This is a genomic window from Paenibacillus ilasis (genome assembly GCF_043195395.1).
Classification (GTDB): domain Bacteria; phylum Bacillota; class Bacilli; order Paenibacillales; family Paenibacillaceae; genus Paenibacillus_AQ; species Paenibacillus_AQ lautus.
In genome coordinates, this window is sequence record NZ_JBHDJG010000002.1 from 713238 (window position 1) to 732329 (window position 19092).

The window sequence follows — 19092 nt, forward strand, 5'->3', positions numbered from 1 at the left end:
AGATAGTAATAATATCTATAAAGCAGGAAAAGACGGGAGACAACGATGAATCAACCGCTCTATGGCGTATGGTTAGGTGACGTATTCTTTTGTTTTTCCGGTGAGGTTTCGGAACCGAGAGTGGACGCATGGAGCCGCGTGGTCCGTACCTTTCGCAGACCGGATGGAACCCGTCCCTTCGCTAACGCTTCCCTCCGGCTTGCCGAGCTCAGATATCCGGCCAAAGTCCTCGGATCGAAAAGCACACGGCGTCCGGAACGGAAGACACTTGGCGGACGGACGATGGAAGGGCTTGCTCTGACACCGGGAGACGCATTTCAATTGCTGATCTCGCTGGATCCTGAGTATTATCAGGCTCAGGGTCTAAGCGTCGGTGAAGAAATGGAATATTGGGTACAAGCGAGCAGATTTGCATTGGAGCTGCTACTGCAAGGGAAGTTTGCACCAGGCACGGCCGAGGTGCCTTCCGTGGGCAGACGCCGGACTACGATGCAAAATATAAAAGCGGTATGGAAGCCGCAGTTGTCTGCCGAGGATGCAGCGCGCTTTCTGCAGCTGGCAGCAAATATCCCGCCAATTGCCATTGGGACGCCTGCAGCTCTTGCCGGATTCGATCCTTCTACCCGTGAGGAAGCAGGGGCTATTGTGCTGTATTCTTTTCTGTGCAGCGTGATCGACAGCCAAGCCCGGGCGGCTGTCCGTGAATCGGAGGATAAACTTCGGACCTATCTGGCGAACTACCGGCGGGGACAATCACCACTGGCGGAGCTTTGGTGGAACAGCCTATTGACCGTCAGTCGGGATATTCCCATTCAAGGGACGGCTGAGGAAGTGAGCGAGCTGGAGGAAGCCGTTGAACGTATTGGAGGGACGGCGTTCCCTTATGCCAGCGGGGAGGATCAGCCTCCCGAGAACGGAACCATTGGACTTGGGCTGCGGCTTGAGCCGCCCCTGGATGAGAGCCACAAGGACTGGAAGGTGTCCTTTTGGGTACGAAGCCAGGAGGATGAAGGCTTATTGATGCCTGTCCGCAGCATATGGGGAAATCCCGAATCCGATCAGCTGATCCGTGGACGGATGTATTCCAGGGCTCAGCTGCAGCTGTTAATGAAGCTGGGAGAAGCGGCAGAACTGGCACCGGAGCTGGCCGCAGGCTTGTATGGGCGTGCTCCCGAGAGCGTGTCGCTGTCGCTTGACCGCTTGTCCACGTTTATGAAGGAATCGGTTCCGAAATTAACGGCGAGCGGAGTCACGGTTCAAATGCCTTCACGATGGAGCAGGGAAGGGCGCCGCCGCGTCGGCCTATCTCTCAAAATGATGCCGGATGCAAGACCATCCGGTGAGGCGCATCCGCTGCCGGTGTTAGGCATGGAGCATCTGGTCAGCTTTCAGATCTCCGCAGCGATGGGAGGCCAATCCCTAACCCGCGAAGAATTGAAGTTTCTGGCCGAACAGAATCTGCCTTATGTCCAGTTCCGCGGGGAATGGGTTGAGGTGGATCTGAAGGAGATCAACCAAGTGCTGCGTTTCATGAAGCGCCATGAGAAGGGCGAGATGGAGCTCGCGGAATGGATGCACCTTAGTGCTGATATGGATGGAGAACGCCTGTGGAAAGGTCTTTTTATCGAAGAAGTGGAGACAACGGGTCTGCTATCCTCCTTACTGGATGGTGAAACGGCCCGCAAGCTGCCGTCCCGCCCAATTCCTTCCTCGCTACATGGCGAACTGAGACCGTATCAGGAACGGGGGTATCAGTGGCTTAGCGTGATGCGCGATTTGGGATTCGGTGTTTGCCTTGCCGACGATATGGGACTTGGAAAAACCGTGCAGGTCATCACTTGTCTGCTGGAGCGTCTCAATACGGAATCCGCTGGCGGACCGGTGCTGATCATTTGCCCGACTTCGCTTCTGGGCAACTGGCAGCGGGAAATTCAGCGTTTTGCACCGGATCTGACCTTACATGTGCACCATGGCGTTCGACGTCTGCGTGGAGAAGACTTCCTGCAGGAAGCGGCCAATCATGATATCGTGTTAACCACCTATCACTTGGCGGGAAGAGACAGCGGTGATTTATCTGCGATCCAATGGTCGAGCGTGGTGCTCGATGAAGCACAATATATTAAGAATTACCGTACGAAGCAGGCGCAGAGCGTCATGAAATTATCTGCGCCACACCGTATTGCCATGACCGGAACACCGGTGGAGAACCGTTTGGCGGAGCTGTGGTCGATCTTTCATTTTCTCAATCCGGGATATCTCGGCTCCTTTAACACCTTCCGTCAGCGCTATGCGCCGGGAGAGGGGCAGCAGGAGAGATTCCGTGAGCTTCATAAGCTGGTATCTCCATTCATGCTGCGCAGACTCAAGAGCGATCCGGATATCCGCAAGGATCTGCCGGAGAAGCTGGAATTGAAATCGTATTGCCCGCTGACCGAGGTTCAAGGCGCGATGTACCAAGCGGTTGTCGATGAGATGATGGGACAGATCGAGAGCCGGACGGGCATGGCTCGCAAGGGACTTGTGCTTTCCTCCCTCACTAAGCTGAAGCAGATATGCGATCATCCGCAGCTGCTTCGACGCGACGAAGGACGCGCGGTGCGTGCGGAGTCCTCGGGCAAAATGGAGCGCATGCTTGAAATCCTCGACAGCATTTCGGATGTCGGTGAATCCGCGCTGATCTTTACCCAGTATGTGGGCATGGGTGAGCTGCTGGTAAGCATGCTTGGACGTAAATACGGGAAGGAACCGTATTTCCTTCATGGCGGGGTGCCCAAACGGGAGCGGGATGAGATGGTACGGGCATTCCAGGCAGGCGAGGGGACTGAGTTCTTTGTTCTGTCGTTAAAAGCCGGGGGCGTAGGCTTGAATTTGACCCGTGCGAACCATGTGCTCCACTATGACCGGTGGTGGAACCCGGCGGTCGAGAATCAGGCGACGGACCGTGTATTCCGGATCGGTCAGCACCGTAACGTTCAGGTGCACAAGCTGATTTCGCAGGGAACGCTGGAGGAACGGATTGACGAGCTCATCGATCAGAAGAAGGCGTTGTCCGAGCAGGTTGTCGGGTCGGGCGAAACCTGGCTGACGGAAATGTCGGACGGTGAGCTTCGCCAGTTGATTGAGCTGCAAGAGCAAGATTGGATGTAACCGGATGGCATACGGCGCGTGAAGCAGCCGAAAAAACATACAGAAATGGACGCCAAGGAGGTGTGGGCTATGGAATCTGCGGAATCGGCCGGACGGATCAGGCTGGAGATCGAACCGGGATGGTTAAAGGGGAAAGTAGATGAGGCCGTCGAATCATCAGGGACCTGTGAAGTCAGCATTCAGGTAAAGACGCTGAACCCTGCCGCCCGTAAGGCGGTGCTGGCTTATCTGGAGGAAGACCCGCAGGCGTTGTACCACCTGCTTGCAGGACAGGATGCTCCATGGCTGGACGAGCTGGCGCCGTCGCCCCTGCAGGGCGAAGAGCCGGCCGCCGATGCCCGCTGCACCTGCGGCCAAGCGGCCTGCGGGCATGCCGCAGCCTTGCTGGCTGCCGCGGCCCAGCGGCTTGCGGCAGAGCCGCTCCAGCAGCTGACGCTGCTGGGGCTGCCGCGGGAAGCGCTGCTGGCCGGCGTCTTCGACGCCTGGGCCAAAGCAGCCCCGCCGCCGGCAGGCGGCTCTGCCGCAGAGCAGGCCACCCGCGCGAAGGAGAAGGGGCCGTCCGGCCCTTCTCCGGGCGAATGGGTGGCCGAAGCGGCGGCCGAGGGCCGATTGCACCGGCCCGGCCCGCAGCTTAGCGAGCTGGCGGTGCAGCTGTCACCGCCGCCTCCGGCAGATCAGCTGGGCCCCGTCGGCGACTGGACAAGCTTATTGCCTGGCGTTCGCGGCGCTTCCAAAGCGCTCGGCGTGATAGCCCGCGGAGCGGCCAAGCAAGCCGAGCAGAAGCGCCGCAGCTTGAAGTCGCCGTAGGTATGGGAATCCATCCATCACAGAATTGAATGAATTTGTTAGAAGCGGCGCCATAAATCGGGGCAATCTGCCGGATATCTGACCTAAACGGAGATGATCCGGCTTGATTCGACAGCCGCTCGTTTGTCCTGCTCATTCTGAATAAGGTACAATGAGTGCAGGACAAACCGTGGGAAAGGAAGAAGCAAAAGATGAATGCATTTTCGGGAAAACGTACACGATTTACAAGCGTAATGCTGTCATCCTTGCTGTTAGCAGGGGCCATTCTGGCAGGCTGCCAATCGGATGATGCGGGTTCCGGTAAGGAACAGGGTCAGGAATTGCAGTCGCCGGCAGAGGGCCAGGAAGGAAACACGCTTCCAGAGGGCGACTCGGGCAATGGTGAGACAGGGGCTGAGAATCAGCCGGCGGATCCGGTCATGGCGAAGCGCAGCGAGAATGCACTTCAGGCCACGATCCAGGAGAGCGGCGGCAAGCAGGTCGTAACCAACGCAGAGGCCGTTACGGTTGTTGTAAATAAGCAGCGCAGCTTGCCGGATGGTTATGAACCAAGTGATCTCGTGGAGCCGAATGTTCCCTTTTCTTTTGATGAGCCGCATGAAAAACGGCATCTGAGAAAAGAGGCGGCGGACGCGCTCGAGGAATTGTTCGATGCGGCCAAAGCGGACGGCATCGAGCTGCGTGCCGTATCGGGATACCGTTCTTATGGCCGTCAGAAAACGATATACGAGAATAATGTTCGTACCAAAGGGGAAGCCGAGGCTAACCGTGTGAGCGCGGTGCCGGGTACGAGTGAGCATCAGACAGGCCTTACGATTGACGTGTCCAGCCCAAGCGCAGGCAATGCGCTGGAAGAAACGTTCGGTCATACGGAGGAAGGGCAGTGGCTGGCGCAGCGTGCACCGGAATTCGGCTTCATCATTCGTTATCCGGAAGGGGCCGAGGATATTACCGGCTATGTATACGAGCCGTGGCATATCCGTTATGTAGGCAAGGATCTGGCGCCGGATATTGCCGACAGCGGCTTGACGCTGGAGGAATACTTCGATGAGGCGAACATTAAACTGTAAGCTGTGCTATTAGTCGTAGGATAAACGGGACTTTTTATCCTTGTACCCCGGCTTGCGAATCTATAAAGTAGAACAGGACCTGCGCAAGGCCGGGCGATGTTCTTGTTATACGAATGAATCCCGGAGCGGCTTGGCTCCGGGATTCATTCGTATTTTAAGAGATAAGAAAGCATAAACTTCAGAGGTTTACCATCCTGATCTCGCAAGGAAAACTTCCGCTAAATGCGGTCTGTCTTCTGAGAAGATACATCGAATGCGTTTTTCTTATGGACTGACTGTCTTTACTTATTTAATGGCGAGTCTTCATAACCGGGATCATCGTAGCCAGTGTCGTTTAGCTTGCCAAGGATGTTCATGTCCTCAATGGTTTTGCGGGTGCGTTCATCTCCATGTTCATGGAGAAAGTGGTAGAGGTTTATCGTTCGTTCATCGTATTGATCGGCAGCATCATCATGATCTGCCGACTTATAAGGGACGAATGTCCGTTTAAACGCATACCGATCGCTGCTGCTGACTTCATAGAGGAGCCCCCTCAGCTTTGAGACCTCTTCATCATCCATATATACGACATATTCGTTCGTATCGTTCGGTACATCCTGGATCAGATTGTGATTGACTGAAACATAATACGTCTTTTTATCGTTTGTCATATTAAATCCCTCCAGACTTCGGCAGCTAAGGGCTGCACGGAATAGGACGCGGCTGTAAGCCGACAGTATCCGGCATGGTACTGTCCAGTTTTCTAATCATATACACGTTCGGGACCTGGATGAATCAGCAGCGGAGTTGGAAGGGGCTTCCTTTTTCACATGGGGCAAGGAATTTGGTATGATAGAATCACCATGGCGGCAGTATACTGGACGATGAGGAGCATATCATCACGATAAGTAGTATGCGATCGGTAAAAACATGGGGTAGCGGGGTTTATCGCTAGCTAAAAATCGTTAATAACCTTAATGAAGAGAATATGACAATGTGCCGGCAGCCCGCCGGTGAATCAGGATATGAGAAAGAGGAGGATTCATAAATGAATATTTTACAAAAGCTCAAGGATGGAGCCAACCGCGCAACTGAAAAGGCTCAGCACGTGGTGGAAGTGAATAAGCTCAACAGCCAAATTTCCGAAATCGAACAGCAGAAGAACTCATATTACTTACAGATGGGTAAAGTATTCTATGAGGGCTACCGTCAGCAGGATATGACGATGGCAGAAAAAGAAATGGTCGAGCTTGCACAAACCTGCGATGGATTGCAGGAGCAAATCGAAGCGATTCGGAACCGCATTGCGGTCCTCAAGAATGAGCGGGTCTGTGAATGCGGGCGGGTGGTCGCGCTGGACGCGAATTTCTGTCCGTATTGCGGAAACAAGCTTGCTAATTTGATTCACCCCGAGAAGTCTGCAGCGGAAGAACCAAGGGAGCCTGAGCGCAAGATCATGTTTGATAAACATGAATATGCAGCGGCTGAAGAACAACAACAGGAACAGGACCCATTGCATACGTACGATTACCGTTCGAATCCGGATCCATACGAGCCGGACATGTATGAACCGGAGCCGGAACGGCAGCACGAGGACATGGAGCCGTCTGAACCTGAGGTTGATCCGGAACAGCTGCGAATCGAGCAGGAAGAGCAGGAGAAGGAGCGTCGTCACTGGGAAGAACTTGAGCGGGAGCGGGAGAGGCAGCTGGAACTGGACCGCCGCATTCGTTTCTGGCAGGAGAATAACCAAAGTCAGGACTATGTTGGTGATGAAGAGGAGACGCGCGATATGGTGAAGTGCCAGATTTGCAGTGTCGACCTGCCAAAAGGCTCGAAATGGTGTCCGCGCTGTGGAGCTGAACAGATTTAAGATATAGGGATTCGGACGATCATGCCCTTGCGCGAGTATGAATAAGACAGTGTGAATGATAGAGCAAGCGTTCGAGCATCTTGGGAGGACTAATATTATGGAACAATTGCTGCATCATTTGCGGAATTTGGGATTTACGGAGATTGAATCGAAAATTATGGTGGACCTTGCTGAGTATGGGCCGGCGGGTGGTTATGAGGTAGCTAAACGACTTGGAGCTTCGCGCTCTAATGTCTATGCAGCCATGCAGCGTTTGGAGCGGCAAGGGGCACTTGAGCGAATGGACGGGGAACCCGTCCGTTACCGCTCGCTGAAGCCGGAGGAATTGACGCGGATGATATCCAGCCGTGTGGAGGCATCACTCGCTTTTGTTGAGAAGAGCTTGCCGCGAGGAAGCGGTACGGCTGCTCCCTTTCTCAGTATGGAGGGAGATCAGGCGGTGCTTGATGTGCTCGTCCGGGAATTGAAGCGAGCGAAACAGGAGATCGTGGTTGACGTCTGGCGTGAAGAAGCGTCGCTTCTGCGTGAACCGCTGGCAGAGGCGGAGGCTAGGGGAGTCAAGGTGCTGTGGGCTTGTGACGGCCCGGACCAGGGACTCTCAAGAACGCTGGCGTGGTCTGGGTGGAACGGCCTTGCAGAGCGCAGAGGAGGCGGCCGGAAATTTTCCTTTGTTGTGGATCGGCAGTGGTGCATACTAGGGATGCGCGGCGGGGAATATGATACAGGAGCGGTCATCACGGAGCATCCGGTACTGGCGGAGCTGCTGCTGCACCATTTTACTCAGGAGATGGTATTGTTCCAGCTGGAACAGGATATGGGTGAGCAGCTGGAAGCCCGTTATGGAGAGCACTTCGGTCTGATTCAGAGCCAGTATCTTAATGCGGAAGCCGAGACTGAGGCTCAGGAAGGCCAGGCTGCGGAATCGAAATCCAACTCACTGGCGGATTATGAAGCTGATTCTGACCTAATGGACGGGGATACCAATCGAAATACGGCCTAGGGCTCAGGCTGAGCTCATGAGGAGGCCCTCCCAGAAGTGACTTTTATCACAGTTAGGCATCATGGTTCATCGTACAATGTAATAAACATATTAGATAGGGACGCCGGGATTTATCTTGGCGTTTATTTGCTTAAGATGACTTAAGATCAGCAACAGGCTGGAATGAAAGTTGCAGCTGGCAGGAGTGCATGAATGCAGCGGTTATAAAATTGCAATCATGACAACCAAGAGAAGGGGGATGAATGAGCATGGAATGCATCGTTCATTTTACAGTGGGACATAAGGAAGAACCTAAGAAGCTTCGGGGATTGATTTTTGTTGATAAAGGAGAGAACCCTACAGGTCAGCAGCTGCTCGATATGTTTCATGAAATGGAGTACAAGGTGGTACCTGACCCGCATGATGAACTTCTCTTTAAACCGGAGAATCCCACGGAAAGTTATACTTATATACGTGTGAATGAGCTCGATATGGGTCAAGAAAAATATACGGAAGACCGCAATCTGAAATCGCTGCTGAACGAGCTGCTGCCTAAACAACGCACGGGCTTGTAGCGGCCTGCTGGAGATCATACTGATGCTCACAAAGAAATGATTAAGCCCATCTGCCTTCCGCTAGCGTCCGCTGGGATTTGTAAAATCCGCTTGTTATAATGGATGTACGGAAGGGGATGGAGATGTTTATTTTTGCAGGAATTGCGGCATTGTTCATTTATGGCTTGCTGGTTTATTATATTGGCCGAAGCGTATGGAGCTGGATGAAACCGGGTCCATCCATGGTACTCAAATGGATATACATAGTCGTGCTGACCGTGGTATCGACATCGTTTATTTCGGGGCGGTTCTTCGGTAACCTCACCGTCCTGAGTGTGATAGGATCGTATTGGATGGCTATTTTCTATGTCCTGATCATCCTTCTCCCGTTGATGCACATCATGCTGTGGCTGCTGAGAATGACGGCATTGCGAAGAGATGGCCTGGAGAAGGCGGCGGGATTTATCGTGTTGGTGCTAATGGTCGTTGTGATCGGTTTCGGTTCTTTTAATGCTTATAGCCCAACGGTCCGCGCTTATGATATTCACGTGGACAAAGAGCCAGGCACACTTGAGGAGCTGAATATCGTCATGGCGTCCGATATGCACTTCGGCGTCTTGTCAGGAAAAGCCCACGCTGCACGCATGGTGAAGGAGATCAATGACTTAAAGCCGGATCTGGTATTGTTACCAGGCGATATCATCGATGACGATCTGGATGCATATTTACGCCAGGGGATCGATCAGATTCTGACCGGTATCCAGGCAACGTATGGTGTGTATGCCTCACTTGGCAATCATGACCGATTCGAAGGTGAAATTCCGGAACTGATCGCGGCTCTTGAGCATAGCGGCATGACGGTGCTGTATGATGAGAAATTGACGGTGGAGGGCCTGACGCTGGTGGGCAGACGGGATAAACAGGATCAGGAGCGAGCCGAATTGTCCACGATCATGGAGGGGGCTGATTTGTCCAAGCCGATCTTTCTGCTCGATCATCAGCCAAATGCGCTGGAGGAAGCGCAGCAGCAGGGCGTAGACCTTATCGTTTCTGGGCACACGCACCGTGGGCAGGTATTCCCAGCACATCTGATTACGGAGGCCATGTTCGAGAATGATTGGGGGTATCTGCAAAAAGGCCGGATGCATTCCATCGTGTCCTCGGGCTACGGTTTCTGGGGACCGCCGATTCGTCTGGGTTCCCGGTCCGAGATTGTACAGATCCATGTTACATTTCAATAGATGAATTTGTTGGACAAAGCCACCTGTGAGGTGGCTTTTTTTCATGTTAGATATTTTGGGAAAATATTGTATCCAGAAGGGATCGGATTATTGTATGATCTTTGCTAGATAAAACACTTTGTGTGTAGGGGGGGTTAATGGGGTGGTATCGATTAGGTTTAGAAAGATTGGAATGATGGCATTAGCCGCTGTACTTGCGGGGAGTGTATTTGGGGGAGCAGGCGAAGCTAAGGCAGCAGCATCAACGGCGCCTATTCCAAGTAAAGAGGGGCTCGTTGCCAGCAACGGATTGCCTATGGGTCAATCCATTACGATTGCCGGAGGGCCCGATCAAGTGGCTGGTCTATCTTCGTCATTGGCTACAGAAGGACTGCGCCAACCAGGCAGCGTAGCTTGGCTGCCCGATGACTCCGTTGTCGTATCTGATACGGCGAATCATGTCATCCGTAGAATTAAGGACGGGCAGAGTACCATTCTGGCAGGGGCATCCTTGTCCAACAAGCGCGACGGCGGGGGACTCCCGATCGGCGGCCTGCTGGATGGCCAGGGAGAGCTTGCTTTTTTTAACCGGCCATCCGGGATTGCGGTGGATGGAAAGGGGCAATTGTACATAGCCGATTCAGGCAACCATGCGATTCGAAAAATCGATCAAGATGGCAAAGTGACTACCATAGCGGGCAGCGGACGGATTGGGCTGAAGGACGGCAAGGCTCAAGATGCCTTGTTCCACGAGCCTCAGGACGTTGCGGTTACCGAGGACGGCATTCTGTATGTGGCGGATACGCTGAACCACGTGATTCGGCGGATCTCTCCGGATGGGGAAGTAACGACCATTGGCAGCCCGTCCACCCGAACTGTTCAGGTTCGCGCCGGAGTCATCGCATTGGCAGGGGACTACAAGAACGGATCGCTTGCTGAGGCGCAATTTAACGAGCCGGCAGGTCTCGCGCTTGACGGTAAAGGCAATTTGTATGTCAGCGATTCGGGCAATCACGCGATTCGCTATATCGATTTCGGAAAAGGGACCGTTTCGACGGCTGCAGGCAGCGGTCCGTCATCCGATGTCTACGCCAAGGACGCGTTATATGCAGATCCGGGCTATCTGGACGGAGCTGCGGGTGCAGCCCGCTTCAACTCGCCTCGGGGACTGGCATGGAGCGCGGATGATGGGCTTCTCATTGCAGATTCCCATAATCATGCCATGCGTCAACTGAAAGGCGAAAGCGTAATCACCATGGCCGGCGGAACCAGAGGTTACGCGGATGGAATTGAAAGCGAGATCCGATTCAACGCGCTGGCGGATATTTGGGTCGCTTCGGATAGTGGGGAGCTGTTCATCGCGGACCAACGCAATGGGGCCGTCCGGGCATGGTCCGGCTATAAGACGCCTGATGCCTGGCAGCCAAGCCAAGGGATCAGCGCAGCTTACGCGGATCAGGTGGCCCAACTGGGCGACTTGGCCGTTATGAAACAGGGCCAGATCGTGGTGCCTGTCAGAACGTTAGGCACGCTGCTCGGAACCCGTTTGAGTTATGATGCCAAGAATAAGGAAATGACATTAGCCCTTGGCGAGGATGTCATCACGGTGCAAGCCGGAGATCCCAATATGACCCGGGATCAGGCGGGCAAAGAAGTTTCCAGAGCGGAGACGGAAGTTGAGCCGTATATCGCCAACGGTCAGATGATGGCTCCGCTGCGAGCGGTGGCCGAGCTGATGGGCAAGGATGTCCAATGGAACGCCAGTGACAAGCTGGTTATCATCCGGGATTTGGCTGAACGAGAAACGAAGCCGGGTGACGTTAGCTTCAGCACTTCGAACTTTACTCCTCGACGCATGCAGATCGTGGACATCACCGGTTCGGCCAAGATCCGTTACGGCGGATATGCGCAGGTGGATGCCTACAAGGGGATGATGCTGGGCGAAGACGATGAAATTGTTACCGGCTCCGGCACGGGAGGCGCCAAGCTTCGGATCCTGGATACGGACGATGTCATCACTTTAGGCAATGACACAACGTTGGTGGCCGAACAGCTTCGCAAGGCTGGTATCTCCAACGTAACTCGGCTGAATCTTGAGGCGGGGCAGGCTTACTATGATGTAACCGACCTGACCCGGTCGAGGGATCGTTTCGAAGTGCGGTCTGGTTATGTGACGAATAACGTGCGAGGCACGCATTTTATAATCACCGTCAACCCCTTAACAGGAATGACAAACGTAGTGACGGCTAGCGGGAAAGTAAGCTCTTCGATGGTGCCGACAGGCACAGAAGGGTCCCTGCCATCCGGCACGGTCACGATTAGTCCTACGCAACAAATAACGTTAGGCGGTTCACAAGCGGGACGGCCCCCTGTACAATTCATCGATATTGAGGATTTGATTGGGAACGCCTCGCCGGAAATCATTGCTCAGCTCATTAAGAATAAGAACGACATCGACCGGGAGAACGAGGAGTTCCTCGAGAAGAAGCGGCAAGAATTACAGTCCGGACAAAGCGGAACCGGGGATTTGGACTTGAATATGAAATCGCCGGAGGATTTGTCAAGAATCACAAATAACTTGGATCAAATTATCGGAAACATTGCCAAAGAGGCTCTTGATAAGAAGAAAGTAAGCAAAGAGGAATTAGATAAACTTATTAAAGAAGCAAACCGGGATTCGGAGAAGAAGCTTGATCTTGGCCAAGTGAAAGATTTGGATAAACAAGCCGGACTCGACCCTGCTCTGGAGCAGGCGCGCTTGGAAGCACTGAAGCGTAAGCAGGAAGAGGTTAAGAAGAAGCAAGATCAACAGCAGGATCTGCTGGATCAGCTGCAGCAGCATCTCGGCGATATGCTGGCTAAGATCGAGCAGCAGAAGAAACAGCAGGATGAAGCGAACAGGAAAGCACAGGAAGAAATGAAAAGGAAGGCTGAAGAGCAGCTTCTTCAATCCTTAAGCGCAGAGGAGAAGGCACGTTTTCTCCAGGGCAAGAAAGAAGCGGAGCAGGAGAAAGGCGTTCGGCAGCCGACGCCGGTTAATCCGGTCGGCGGCTCAGGATCCGGAGGCAGCGTATCTCCGCCTGTAACCGGTCCGCCCGTGACCGAGCCCCCAGTGACTGAGCCTCCGGTAACGGAACCTCCTACGACGGAGCCGCCGGGGACCGATCCTTTCGTGAAGGTTGTATATAGCGATGATATGAGCAGTGAACTGTCGGCCCGCCCGGACAATTATTTTGGCTCCATTCATTTCGAGACGAAAGGCTTGGCCGATGACCTGGAAGTTCAAGTCAGGGTGACGCTGACAAGGGATGGAAGTCCGGTCGTGGGTCTGCCTGTCCGTCATGGCGAGCAGACGGTGGAATCCAACGCAGAGGGTAGCTTTACGCTGCAGTCTGTTGATGGTACCGGCTTTAAGTTAAGCGAGGTCGCTTCGCCGGATACTCCGCTGGAGTTCTATGCCGAACTGCTGGAGCCGGGCAGCTATACGGAGAAGATTGAGCTGTTGGAGATGAAAGACGATTCATTGACACCGCTTGGAGAAAGCGTCCGTTCCATCCAGGTCAGTCCCTTTTCGCAATTCGAATTCGTTGGCGAAGGGCCGTTTCCGGCAGCCCTTGATATGTATTGGGGATTTTATTCCAAGGCGTACGGACTGAGCGAGGATACCCGGGTTGGCTATGAATTGACGATACTCGATGACCATGGTCAGCCGGTAAGTCTGGGCGTACTCGGATTCCGAATGAAGCCGCATGAGCCGGGAACGATTCCGACGGAGGGGTATGAGATCGCAACTCCCGATAGTGATGGGGTATACCGAGTGAACGCAGGTTTAACCGCTGGCGACATGAAGCTGGAAGGGAATGGGAGCGATATCTTGTTCCGCTGGCAGCAAGCTCATGTCGGGACTTATACGCTCCGTATCCAGCTGGTTGATATAAACGGCGATGTATCAATGCCCATCGGTGATCCTCTGGAATGGATCATAAACGTTGTGCTAACAAATTAAATGGCCTTGTAGGCTGTCCCATGAAACATATGGGGCAGCCTTTTATTTGTTTTAATTGACCAGCCGTTTATTATTTCCGTAAATTTTCACTTTATTTTTTCATGAAGAATGCGTTATACTTCATTCATTCGGAAATATAACATTTACACGTAAGCATTCTAAGGAATTTGGATATCATACATTTTCTCGTATAGGTGCAGGAATCGGCCTGCATGTCTCTACCCGATCACCGGAAATGATTGGACTACGGGTTATAGCAGCAGCGGACAAGCCAGGTCATTTCCATTTGATCTCTATGGCTCACGGTGCGTTTTTGCTGCTTATGCCCACTTGTTTCTTTCCCGGCGAATCGGTGAAAAGAGGAAGTGGGCTTTTTTGCTTGGAATGTGAACAAATTTTAAGGGGGAGCATCATGCAATTACTGCAGAACAAAGTGAAAGAGGAAGGCATTGTATTAAGCGGACAGGTACTTAAGGTGGATTCGTTCCTGAACCACCAGATGGATCCGGTATTGATGAAAGAGGTGGGAAAGGAATTTACGCGATTGTTTAAGGAAGCGAACGTGACTCGTGTATTGACCATTGAATCCTCCGGCATCGCGCCCGGCATTATGACCGCCCTTGAGATGGAAGTGCCTCTCATCTTTGCACGGAAGCAGAAGTCGCTGACCCTCCGTGAGGATATATTCGTGGAGAAGGTGTATTCCTTCACCAAGCAGGAGACCAACGAAATTACGGTCGCGAAAAAATTCATCAAGCCTGGCGATAAAGTGCTGATCGTCGATGACTTCCTTGCCAACGGCGAGGCGGCATTCGGGCTTGCCCGAATCGTAGAGCAGGCGGGTGCCGAAGTAGTAGGCATCGGGATCGTCATTGAAAAAGCGTTCCAACCAGGAGGACGCTTGCTGGCCGAAGCGGGTTATCGGGTAGAATCGCTCGTACGGATTGCATCACTTGAAGATGGCGTAGTGACATTCGCATAGACCGAAAGTCTAACAATTTATTGGGGGGAATCAAGAAGCCATGGAACAACAGAAACAAGCGGTGCAAGAACCGATTTTTGATAAAAATCGGAGTCCGGGTAAAACCTTTTCGCTGGGTTTGCAGCATGTATTGGCGATGTACGCAGGGGCTATCATCGTACCGCTTATCGTTGGCGGGCAGCTCGGCTTAACGACGGAGCAGCTGACTTATCTCATCGCCATCGACCTGCTTGCATGCGGGGTCGCAACCTTGCTGCAGGTATTTGGCAACAAGTACTTCGGTATCGGTCTTCCGGTCATGCTCGGCTGCGCATTTCAGGCCGTAGGTCCGATGATCATTATCGGACAGCAGCACGGGATGTCGGCCATTTACGGAGCGATCATCGCTTCCGGTTTATTTGTCATTCTGTTCTCTGGCTTATTCGGTAAGCTGATTAAGGTATTCCCGCCTGTCGTTACAGGCTCTGTTGTTACGATTATCGGTTTGACGCTGATTCCCGTAGCCTTGAATGACCTTGGCGGCGGTCAAGGCAGCGAGGATTTCGGCAGTGCGCTCAACATTTCCCTTGGCTTCGGCGTTCTTGCCTTCATTATCATCATGAATCGGTTTGCCAAAGGTTTCTTGCGTTCAATTTCAGTGCTTCTGGGTCTTATTCTAGGCACCGTGGTAGCCGCATTTTACGGTGGAGTGGATTTAACCCCGCTGCGCGAAGCTGGCTGGTTCCGTGCTCCGCAGCCCTTCTTTTTTGGTACGCCGGAGTTTAAGCTCGTTCCGATTATGACAATGATTCTGGTGGCGATTGTCAGCGTTGCCGAATCGACGGGCGTATTTATGGCGCTTGGCAAAATTGTGGATCGTGACATCACCTCTAAAGATCTGTCCCGTGGTTACCGTGCGGAGGGCCTTGCGATTGTGGTAGGCGGTATTTTCAATTCGTTCCCTTATACCACATATTCTCAAAACGTGGGTCTGATTCAGATGAGCCGTGTGAAGACGCGCGACGTGATCGTTGTGGCGGGGGGCTTGCTGGTCTTGATCGGATTTGTTCCGAAGATTGCGGCTATGACGCAGCTGGTACCGACTTCGGTTCTCGGTGGGGCCATGGTAGCCCTGTTCGGCATGGTTGTATCTTCCGGTATTCGGATGTTAGGAGATCAGGTAGACCTTAACCGTCACGAGAATCTGTTCATTATCGCGTGTTCCGTCGGCATGGGCCTGGGTGTGACAACCGTACCGGGTCTGTTCGCGAGTCTGCCTGACAATCTGCGTATTCTTGCCGATAATGGCATTGTGGCAGGCAGCTTGACAGCGATTGTGCTGAACCTGATCTTCAATGGTTTGAGAAATACGAAGCCCACTCGCACAGATCAAGGGGAAACAGCAGAAGGGCATGCTGCATAACTAATGCTCCTGAAGCAGCCGGATAACCTCCGGCTGCTTTTTTTAAGATAAGACAGTATCAACTACAGGAGCTTACCCTCCTTATCTCGCAAGAATAATTTCTGCGATTAGAGGTGGTCTTCTGGAAAAGGAAAGGACGTTGATAGCCTTTTTTTTGATCCGGTTCCATAGGTTCCAACCCAAAATGGCTGCCTCCCTAGAGTGGAGGCAGCCATTTTTAAGTGAGTTCCCCAAGCTTTATACGCGCTGCATTTGTTTCTCTGCAATATTGCCGATCCAGGGCAGCTTGAACCATTTTCCCTGAATGGCGTTGGCCATAAGCACCAGCCACATCAAGACGCCGACCAGCGCCAGGAGGGCGGAGGCCAGAAGGCCGATGATGGGCACCGCGCTCGACAGCAGGTGAGCGACAGCCAGGACGCCAAAGGCCAGCAAGGACTGCAGAGCATGAAATATGACGTAGCGGCTTCTCTTTTCTAATGAAAGAAACAGAATTCCTCCGACCATGGGAAAAAGATAGCACAGCGTAGCCGCCAGATTCTCGGGAAGTCCTGTGGACGATTTGAAAGGGGACATCTCATCAACTCCTTGTCTTAGACCGGTTCTGGGGTAGGGCAAGCTTTATACCTTACCTTATGAGCCGATGGGACAAAGTATGATGGTTAAATCCCGAACTTATTTCATTTTTAATTGCAGCAGATACTTCACGAGAGCATCCTGCTGCTCCTGCGTGAACCCGCTGCTTTCGTCGACCCAATACTCATGTCCCTGACCGGTGACATGGGTGTCTCTCAGCCTTGAATCCTTGCGGTTCGCCTCGACGACCTGCAGTCTCAGCTTACGGTCTATCAGGGCTTTCAGGCTGTTGTAAGGGTCCGGGTGAATCCCTTTCATAAGCGTCTGCGTTACGCCGGTTTGCGTCAGGTTAGGCCCGACCGCCACGCCACCGTCGTGCAAATACGGTGCGGACCATCGAAGACCGATCAGCCCTTTGACTTTATAACCGCCGTCCGACGGTTTATGGCCGAAACCTAACTCGATCTGCTCGGGGTCGATATCGTCCAGCGGGATTTTGGTTATCTTGGCGTCCGGTGGGATCGGCACAGGCGTATCGGGCGGGTAGAACTCCGCTTCGCCAAAAACGTTCTGCGTACGCTGGAAAGCCTTGGCCCTTGCAGGCTCGGTACCGATTTCAGCCGCGCGCATAATGCGGTTATTCGTAAAGAATCCGCCAGCGTGGCAAGTGATGCATTGCGCCTTTTTAAATACTTCCGCTCCGAGGTTGATTGTCTTGGCATCGGAGGTTTCCTTAGGATCAGTTTCAGGCGGACGGATGGTATTTTGATAGGCGGACATGGCATTCACTTGCTCCCCGGCTTTGAATCCCGGCGAGCTGATGTACAGCCCGTTCGGTGCGATGGCTGAAACTTTCGGGAAGTTTGGAATCTTAACTGCCTCATTCACGCCGGGGGTTCCGGGGTTGGGATCCAGCCGGTTAAAGAATTCGGTTGGCTTCAGCCCGCTGCTCGGATCATAGCGAAACTTACGATGGGCTGCATTTTGCAGAATGGTGCCCACATAAATCTCTTTGTCGATCCCCCATAACGGTTCGCTAACCTCGGTTTGACTCAGGGTATCCGTGTTTTGGGCGTGAACATTGTTGCTGAAGGTGCTAAGTCCCTTGAAGGGTCCCACGGTAGCGAAGCCGCTCCAGCTGTAGGGGTGATCGCCCTTCGTAAACATATCGGGAATTTGGGTTACGTCGCTGACCAGATCCACGGTTGTATCGAAAGTGCCGGGCATCCATTTGACCAGATTTTCGTCAACGGCTTTCTCTAGCAGGGCGGGATCCGGCAGCGCTTCGGTTTTTCCTTTGGAGTTAACAACCGTACGCTGCTCGTTCTTTACATAATCCACCAGGTTCGCAACGTCCGTATGGGTGAAATATGCCGCGCTATTCGGCGCCAGCGCCAGCATTAAACCGAGGTTCAGGTCGGAGTTGGGCGCACCCTCGACGATCATTCCCGTCTCACGGTTGACAGTTGCATGGCAGGCCATGCAGCTAACGCCGATCCGGGTTTTGCCTTCGGCATATTTAAACGTGATGCCAACGGGGGCATAGGCTCCCTTGGCTACATCAAAGCCAGTATCGATCTTGTCCCCCTTACGGAAAGACTTGCCGCCGACGGTGACATCCTGATCAAGTTCGACTCGTAAATTGGTGGTTCCCTTTCCCTTCAACTCCGCGAGGGCTTTGGCAACATTCTTCAGCTTCATCGGACCGTCGACTATCCCCAAAATATCGGTTAGGAATACCTCATTGCCAAAGGACTCCTCATACAGTGTACGGCGTCCTAAAGCAAGCAGTTCTTTCGTCACCTCCACCGCGCCATTGGCGGCTGTTAAACGGGGATCTTGATCCTGAAGGGCGGTACCGGGAACCGTAAGCGATTTGCCCCAGATATCATACTGGCGAATGAAACCTCTTTGCTGGGCTTGAAGCTGCGTGGTATTCTCCAATTTATGTGCCGGCGGTATATAGGCGTATTCCGGCTCCACGATGTAAGCAATAAGCCATAGGGCTCCTACGATGGCGATCGGGATCAGCCATAACAGAAACCGTTTCGGTATTCGCATGTCATATCACCCTTTTATAAGCAGGTCTGATGAATCATCTCTTCACTGCCGATATGCAAGGGCTTTAATCTACTTCCACATCATGCCGCAGCGGAGATTCGGCATTCACCTGTTTATCAGGACCTTTTTCCTTCGGAACAAGACGCTCATCTGTCATGCCTCGATGGTGGTTTTCAAAATCATACTCCGCCAGCCGCCACTCCGTGGAGCCCTTCTGCGGATCGAACGGGAATTCGTCGCCTCGTTTCAAATATTCCTCCCGTCCCCATTCATTCGTGTATGTTCCGTCTACTTCAACCTCTTCTCGGGAAATAGGGTGGAGATCCTTGTCTTTACCGGACATGTCACATGCTCCTCTCATGCTTGATTTTAGAAATGATTCATATCGCATAAAGTAACCAGAAAGAGGAGGTACTATCCGCTGTAATTTGCATGT

Annotated in this window: 14 protein-coding genes and 1 riboswitch; of the genes, 10 read left to right on the forward strand and 4 right to left on the reverse strand. The window is 52.9% G+C overall.

Annotated features, from left to right (window positions below; genetic code table 11):
• The first annotated feature begins 45 nt into the window (after window positions 1–45).
• From ACETK5_RS23315 to ACETK5_RS23325, 3 genes are all read left to right on the forward strand, one after another.
• Window positions 46–3147 (forward strand): DEAD/DEAH box helicase, encoded by a 3102-nt coding sequence (locus ACETK5_RS23315; protein ID WP_100540067.1) that lies wholly within the window; start codon window positions 46–48, stop codon window positions 3145–3147.
• Window positions 3148–3216: 69 nt separating this feature from the next.
• Window positions 3217–3954: a hypothetical protein gene (locus ACETK5_RS23320; protein ID WP_394058342.1), complete on the forward strand. Its 738-nt coding sequence runs from the start codon at window positions 3217–3219 to the stop codon at window positions 3952–3954.
• Window positions 3955–4145: 191 nt separating this feature from the next.
• Entirely contained in the window at window positions 4146–5024 is an 879-nt protein-coding gene (locus tag ACETK5_RS23325; protein ID WP_100540069.1) for a M15 family metallopeptidase, read from the forward strand.
• Between the two features lie 281 nt (window positions 5025–5305).
• On the opposite strand, the gene ACETK5_RS23330 is transcribed toward ACETK5_RS23325, so the two are convergent.
• Complete coding sequence (locus tag ACETK5_RS23330) at window positions 5306–5674, reverse strand: hypothetical protein (RefSeq protein ID WP_100540070.1); 369 nt, start codon at window positions 5672–5674, stop codon at window positions 5306–5308.
• A 377-nt stretch (window positions 5675–6051) separates the two neighbouring features.
• Between ACETK5_RS23330 and ACETK5_RS23335 the strand changes: the two genes are divergently transcribed.
• From ACETK5_RS23335 to ACETK5_RS23365, 7 genes are all read left to right on the forward strand, one after another.
• On the forward strand, window positions 6052–6876 hold the full coding sequence (locus tag ACETK5_RS23335; RefSeq protein ID WP_394058136.1) for a zinc ribbon domain-containing protein: 825 nt from the start codon (window positions 6052–6054) through the stop codon (window positions 6874–6876).
• A gap of 97 nt (window positions 6877–6973) precedes the next feature.
• Complete coding sequence (locus ACETK5_RS23340; RefSeq protein WP_394058138.1) at window positions 6974–7876, forward strand: TrmB family transcriptional regulator; 903 nt, start codon at window positions 6974–6976, stop codon at window positions 7874–7876.
• A 248-nt stretch (window positions 7877–8124) separates the two neighbouring features.
• Window positions 8125–8430 carry a hypothetical protein gene (locus ACETK5_RS23345; RefSeq protein WP_179090732.1) on the forward strand — a complete coding sequence of 102 codons (306 nt, stop codon included), beginning with the start codon at window positions 8125–8127 and terminating at the stop codon, window positions 8428–8430.
• 122 nt (window positions 8431–8552) lie between these two features.
• Window positions 8553–9650 carry a metallophosphoesterase gene (locus tag ACETK5_RS23350; RefSeq protein ID WP_326118774.1) on the forward strand — a complete coding sequence of 366 codons (1098 nt, stop codon included), beginning with the start codon at window positions 8553–8555 and terminating at the stop codon, window positions 9648–9650.
• Between the two features lie 142 nt (window positions 9651–9792).
• Window positions 9793–13635, forward strand: a complete 3843-nt coding sequence (locus ACETK5_RS23355) for a stalk domain-containing protein (protein ID WP_394058141.1) — start codon at window positions 9793–9795, stop codon at window positions 13633–13635.
• A gap of 166 nt (window positions 13636–13801) precedes the next feature.
• A riboswitch (purine riboswitch) is annotated at window positions 13802–13902 on the forward strand.
• 145 nt (window positions 13903–14047) lie between these two features.
• A complete protein-coding gene (locus ACETK5_RS23360) occupies window positions 14048–14617 on the forward strand; it encodes a xanthine phosphoribosyltransferase (protein WP_009593434.1) in 570 nt (189 codons plus the stop codon).
• A gap of 40 nt (window positions 14618–14657) precedes the next feature.
• Window positions 14658–16019, forward strand: a complete 1362-nt coding sequence (locus tag ACETK5_RS23365) for a nucleobase:cation symporter-2 family protein (protein ID WP_100540076.1) — start codon at window positions 14658–14660, stop codon at window positions 16017–16019.
• A gap of 237 nt (window positions 16020–16256) precedes the next feature.
• Here the strand turns inward: ACETK5_RS23365 and ACETK5_RS23370 are convergent, their stop codons facing one another.
• The 3 genes from ACETK5_RS23370 to ACETK5_RS23380 form a co-directional block, all read right to left on the reverse strand.
• Window positions 16257–16595: a DUF4870 domain-containing protein gene (locus ACETK5_RS23370; protein WP_100540077.1), complete on the reverse strand. Its 339-nt coding sequence runs from the start codon at window positions 16593–16595 to the stop codon at window positions 16257–16259.
• 99 nt (window positions 16596–16694) lie between these two features.
• Entirely contained in the window at window positions 16695–18656 is a 1962-nt protein-coding gene (locus tag ACETK5_RS23375; protein ID WP_394058144.1) for an electron transport protein, read from the reverse strand.
• Between the two features lie 64 nt (window positions 18657–18720).
• On the reverse strand, window positions 18721–18999 hold the full coding sequence (locus ACETK5_RS23380; RefSeq protein ID WP_100540079.1) for a transposase: 279 nt from the start codon (window positions 18997–18999) through the stop codon (window positions 18721–18723).
• Window positions 19000–19092 lie beyond the last annotated feature (93 nt).

Excerpts from the sequence above, each read along its gene's own strand:
- ACETK5_RS23315 (WP_100540067.1), top strand. The coding sequence starts at position 46 with ATGAATCAACCGCTCTATGGCGTATGGTTAGGTGACGTATTCTTTTGT.
- ACETK5_RS23320 (WP_394058342.1), top strand. The coding sequence starts at position 3,217 with ATGGAATCTGCGGAATCGGCCGGACGGATCAGGCTGGAGATCGAACCG.
- ACETK5_RS23325 (WP_100540069.1), top strand. The coding sequence starts at position 4,146 with ATGAATGCATTTTCGGGAAAACGTACACGATTTACAAGCGTAATGCTG.
- ACETK5_RS23330 (WP_100540070.1), bottom strand. The coding sequence starts at position 5,674 with ATGACAAACGATAAAAAGACGTATTATGTTTCAGTCAATCACAATCTG.
- ACETK5_RS23335 (WP_394058136.1), top strand. The coding sequence starts at position 6,052 with ATGAATATTTTACAAAAGCTCAAGGATGGAGCCAACCGCGCAACTGAA.
- ACETK5_RS23340 (WP_394058138.1), top strand. The coding sequence starts at position 6,974 with ATGGAACAATTGCTGCATCATTTGCGGAATTTGGGATTTACGGAGATT.
- ACETK5_RS23345 (WP_179090732.1), top strand. The coding sequence starts at position 8,125 with ATGGAATGCATCGTTCATTTTACAGTGGGACATAAGGAAGAACCTAAG.
- ACETK5_RS23350 (WP_326118774.1), top strand. The coding sequence starts at position 8,553 with ATGTTTATTTTTGCAGGAATTGCGGCATTGTTCATTTATGGCTTGCTG.
- ACETK5_RS23360 (WP_009593434.1), top strand. The coding sequence starts at position 14,048 with ATGCAATTACTGCAGAACAAAGTGAAAGAGGAAGGCATTGTATTAAGC.
- ACETK5_RS23365 (WP_100540076.1), top strand. The coding sequence starts at position 14,658 with ATGGAACAACAGAAACAAGCGGTGCAAGAACCGATTTTTGATAAAAAT.
- ACETK5_RS23370 (WP_100540077.1), bottom strand. The coding sequence starts at position 16,595 with ATGTCCCCTTTCAAATCGTCCACAGGACTTCCCGAGAATCTGGCGGCT.
- ACETK5_RS23375 (WP_394058144.1), bottom strand. The coding sequence starts at position 18,656 with ATGCGAATACCGAAACGGTTTCTGTTATGGCTGATCCCGATCGCCATC.
- ACETK5_RS23380 (WP_100540079.1), bottom strand. The coding sequence starts at position 18,999 with ATGTCCGGTAAAGACAAGGATCTCCACCCTATTTCCCGAGAAGAGGTT.